The 4,828-nt window shown below is 47.3% G+C and carries 3 protein-coding genes and 1 pseudogene; all 4 read left to right on the forward strand.

Translation table 11 applies throughout. The features are described from left to right. Positions 1-75 precede the first annotated feature (75 nt). Entirely contained in the window at positions 76-1,137 is a 1,062-nt protein-coding gene (locus B7C60_RS13795) for a FecCD family ABC transporter permease (RefSeq protein WP_425445514.1), read from the forward strand. A 342-nt stretch (positions 1,138-1,479) separates the two neighbouring features. After that, entirely contained in the window at positions 1,480-3,492 is a 2,013-nt protein-coding gene (locus B7C60_RS13800; RefSeq protein WP_099612163.1) for a TonB-dependent receptor, read from the forward strand. A gap of 108 nt (positions 3,493-3,600) precedes the next feature. Further along, positions 3,601-3,897: an acyl carrier protein gene (locus B7C60_RS13805; RefSeq protein ID WP_099612164.1), complete on the forward strand. Its 297-nt coding sequence runs from the start codon at positions 3,601-3,603 to the stop codon at positions 3,895-3,897. 3 nt (positions 3,898-3,900) lie between these two features. Continuing rightward, positions 3,901-4,828: pseudogene (locus B7C60_RS19415) on the forward strand (condensation domain-containing protein); the annotation flags it as partial.

Genomic DNA, 4,828 nt, shown 5'->3' on the forward strand with positions numbered 1-4,828 from the left:
TTATCCGGATGAAATCAGCGTCGGTATCATGGTGGCGCTAATTGGCGGGCCATTTTTTGTGGTTTTGGTTCGCAAATGGAAGATAGCACAGTTATGAGTCGTTTCTCTCAACCGGTTTCTCAAGTTTGGCGCTGCGGTGAATTATCCGTGCGTTATTCGGTCAGTTCTATACGTTGGTTATTGCTGTTAACACTCTTGGTCGTGCTGCTGGCGGCGTATGCATTGACAATAGGACGTTATACCATCTCGATGCCGGACTTATGGCAGGTTATGGGTGGGCAGGGTAGCTCGGTTCAAGAACGTATTGTTTGGAATATTCGCTTGCCGCGCATTGTGACTGCGGTATTTGTTGGCGCGGCACTGGGCGTCTCGGGTGGGATTTTTCAGTCTGTATCACGTAATGCGCTCGGCTCGCCCGATGTGATTGGTTTTACTACCGGAGCTGCGACCGGAGCGATTGCACAAATCGTGCTGTTTGAACAAGGACCAATGCAGGTCGTGCTGGCGGCGATGGTTGGCGGTATGGTGACTGCCGTTGCGGTGTATCTTCTCTCACGCAAAGCGGGAGTGGTCGGCGGTTATCGCTTGATTCTCACCGGAATAGGTATTGGCTCGGTATTGAGCGCGCTCAATGGGCTGATGTTAGTAAAAGGCAATATTGATAATGCGGTCACCGCCAATTTATGGTTGGCAGGGTCGTTACACGCTCGTACATGGCTACATGTGATTCCCGTGATGGTCGGAACGCTGCTATTGGTTCCGATGGTGATGTTGTTGGCTAAGCCATTGGCAATGCTTGAAATGGGCGACGATTTAGCCATTCAGTTAGGGATTCGGGTCGAGCATATCCGTCTTGTTATGTTATTGATCGCGGTGGTATTGGCTGCGACTGCGACTGGTGCTGCTGGGCCCATTGCATTTATTGCGTTGGCAGCACCACAACTGATCAGCCGCTTGTTACGAGCCTCACAGTTACCTGTGTATGGTTGCGCGGTGATGGGCGCTTTGTTGATGGTGGTAGCGGATCTGATCACCCAACTGCAACCGCTCAATCTGACGCTGCCGATTGGTCGCATGACAGGTATTGTGGGTGGTTTTTATCTGCTTTGGCTGCTGACGCGTACACCGCGTTTGTGAAAATTGCTCGGTAAAGATGATATCCATTTCGTTTGATGCTCGACGAACATAGAGCGCTTTTTTCTCTGAATAAAAATAAAATGCAAATCATTACCAAATGTAAATGATAATTCTTTACATTTAAGTTTCTCAGTTCTAAAGTAGTTCATCCATTTAATTTGGAATGTGACTAAACCGATCCATTCACGTCGTCGATTTGCTGTATGCCGTGGGTTAGCTCAGCCGTGCAAATTCAACGTGAGCGTATGACGTTTATACTGATGAAAGGAGAAAAAAATGACAGGATCCTCGCGAGTTAGACAAAGCATCCCACCCACCACAATCAAGACAAAGATCTGCATTTTGTCGGGCATAATAATGACGTTATGCCATACCCCATTAGTGATGGCTCAAACAGAAGAGAACTCTAGTCGTTCAGCCGTTGCGATGTCGACCATTACTGTGTATGGAGAAAAAACGACGCGTTCAATGCAAGAAACCAGTGCGAGTGTCACTGTATTTGATGAGAGCAAAATAGATTCAATGCCCAATGCGACCAATGTGACGGATCTGCTACAAAGTACACCCAATATTGTCGATGTCGGTATTGGTAACGATGTGCCAGCGATTCGTGGTATTGACGGCTCTGGCGCGGCTCGTGGTGCGAACGCTTTTCTTAACGGGACTCGTCCACGTTTGAACGTATCACTTGATGGCCGTTCGCTGACTTACAATGAACTGGCCTTTGGCCCACAATCTCTGTGGGATTTGAAGCAGGTTGAGGTGTATCGCGGCCCACAAAGCTATATTCAGGGGCGTAATGCGATGGCTGGTGCGGTCGTTTTACAATCGAAAGATCCTACTTATCATTGGGAAAGTTCGGTTCGTGGCTCTGTCGGTGAGCAAGGCTATGCGCAGACTGCTGCCGTTGTATCTGGCCCTATTATTGAGAATGAACTCGCTTTTCGTCTGTCGATAGATAGGCAAACCAGAGAAAGCTTTGTTGATATGCCATCTTACGATCCGATTGGCGATCCGCGTGATGTCGAAACCATTAATGCTCGGGGTAAATTGCTATATGAACCTTCTGCGTTGCCAGGATTGTCTACCAAACTGACGGTTAATCACTTTGACAGTAAAGCCCCACAAAACGAAGCGCTGATTCCTTCGCCTGAGCATCAGAGCGCTCGATATGATGAACGTCGCCCTGTATTTGAAACAAAAAATACCAGCGCTATTTGGGATTTAGAGTATCAAACCGTGGGTAATGTGCGCGTTGAGAACCAAGTTGCCTACACCGACTTTACCATTGATCGCCGAACAGCGATTAATTTGCCCTATGCCAATATTGATGGTGCGGAGTTTCATATTGAGCCAGTGATGCATTTTGTCAGCAGCGACGATCAATGGCGCGGTCTAGCGGGGCTACGCTACTATCACTCCTCACAAGACGAATACGTTTATCTGTTTGGTGGAAGTACATTTGACGACAAAACAGAAACCAGTTCTGCTTTTGCTGAAGTGACCTATACGGTGTTACCCACGGTGGATCTAACTTTGGCTGGGCGGCTGGAGAGGGAGCATCGTACCCGTAAAGGTGGCAGTTCAACGGTAGCGGTTGACTTTGATGAAACCTACAATGTCTTTCTGCCTAAAGCGGATGTGGCCTGGAAACTTAACCGCGATCATACGGTTGGTGTGATGGTTGCTAAGGGGTATAACGCCGGAGGAGCCGGCATGACCTTCGATACACCTTACACCGCGTACACTTATGACGAGGAGTATGTTTGGAGCTATGAAATGTACACCCGTCACCGCTTAGCGGATGGTAAAGTGGAGCTAACATCGAACTTCTTCTACAACGATTATGATGATCTGCAACTGCCATTTTACATTAGTGCTCGGACGACAAAAATCATCAATGCTGAGAAAGCGCATACTTATGGGGCTGAATTCAGCACGCGCTGGCTTCCAATTTCAGATCTAGAACTGTCGGCATCGTTTGGTTTGTTGAAAACGAAGATCAACGAGTTTAGCGGCAGTGAGTACGAAGGTAATGAATTGCCGCGCGCGCCGTCTTATAGCATGAACTTTGGTGCGGATTATACCTTATTCAACGATTTCGTCTTCAGTACGACAATCAATTACACCGACAATTATTACTCGTACTATGACAATGATGAGATGGGTAAGATAGATGCAGATTGGATCACTAACGTACAGCTGGCCTACAACTTCAACATGGGGCGTGCAACGCTGTTTGCTACTAACCTATTCAACTCAACTCAACCAACCATGATCACTGATAACGACGTGCATACGGCAGTGACTCAGCAGCCACGCTTGGTCGGTGTGTCTTTGCAATTGGACTTCTGATCTCCTTTGGTGCCTGAGTACAGGCACCACAATTTTCTTGCTTGTGAGCTAACGATGGTTAGCCGTGGTTCATAAGCTGATATTTGTTAAAATTCATGGAGTTTTGTAATGGTTGATGCAAAGCAGTTGGTCGTAAGCGAAGTGAGTCAAATGCTTACACTGCCTACCGATTCTTTTTCTTTTGATACGAATCTTTATCAACTCGGCCTCCACTCTTTGCTTATTTTACGTCTTAGTGAACGTTTCAGCGCACAGTGTGGAATTTATATTGGGTATTTACCTTTGGCGTCTCATCCAACCTTAAATGAGTGGATTGCATTCGTTGACAATGCCTGGCGGTCATCGTTGATAACCGCTCATCAGCCTCAATCGTTTCCTATTCCAGGTTGTAACCACAAGGAGTGATGTATGAGCGAACAAAATGTCATCACAGCATTATGTGCGAGAGAACAGACTGTGCAAGCCAGCGATTTTGAGCAACAGGTTTGGCTACATCATCAGCAGTGTGGTGATTGTTCCCACCAACGACTGAATGCCTTCCGTTTCACTAAGGAGATCAAGCTCTCCTTACTTTTAGAGGCCCTAGAACAGGTGATTCAATCATTGCCTATGCTCGATAGCCGCTACCAACTCACGGAAGATTTTGAACTGATTAAGCACAAGACATCTAAGAGGCAGAGAGTCGAATTGATACCATTCGATGGTCGGGATGAAGCGATTCAGTATCTGCTGAATTGGCAACATGAGCGCATCAACTTATCTTCGCAAGCCCCTATGGAATTTCGCTTATTATTGGGTGAGGAGCCAATACTGGCGATACGTCACCATCGCATTCTCGAGCAAAGTTTGAATTGGCAGACGGTGTTTCGTTTACTGAGCCGTTTTTATCATGGTGAACACAATGTTCAGGCAGGGACGCAGCCTAACGAGCTGGTGTGGCCACTCGCGCATCCACTCTATTTATGCCAAGAGCCACTCAAAACTGCCTATCAATGGCTTGCCACCTGTGAAGGGGTGAGTAATCGTATCGAATTACTGGGGAGTGAACGGCTGAAAACCATTCAACGTCATGCTGAGACAGTGCGAACCTCTGTGCCTGTAAAAGTCTTCGAACAACTGACAAAACATCAAGGGAGACAGGCCAGCCTTGAACATGGCGTGATGTTGCGAGCGGCGATTACCGCGTTTGCCCAGTTCATTGCCCAACTGAGCGGAGAGGCGGTGCAAACAATTTTTGCTCCGAAGCAGGTGATGCAACGTCATCATGAATTGAACGGCCGCGTTGTGCAAAGTGGCTTACAGTGTTTTACTCTTAATACTCACCATCAATGCCGTC

The sequence above is a fragment of the Vibrio fujianensis genome, from assembly GCF_002749895.1.
Taxonomy (GTDB): domain Bacteria; phylum Pseudomonadota; class Gammaproteobacteria; order Enterobacterales; family Vibrionaceae; genus Vibrio; species Vibrio fujianensis.

Bases quoted from the DNA above. Each gene is read 5' to 3' on its own strand.
- B7C60_RS13795 (WP_425445514.1), top strand. From the start codon at position 76: ATGGAAGATAGCACAGTTATGAGTCGTTTCTCTCAACCGGTTTCTCAA.
- B7C60_RS13805 (WP_099612164.1), top strand. From the start codon at position 3,601: ATGGTTGATGCAAAGCAGTTGGTCGTAAGCGAAGTGAGTCAAATGCTT.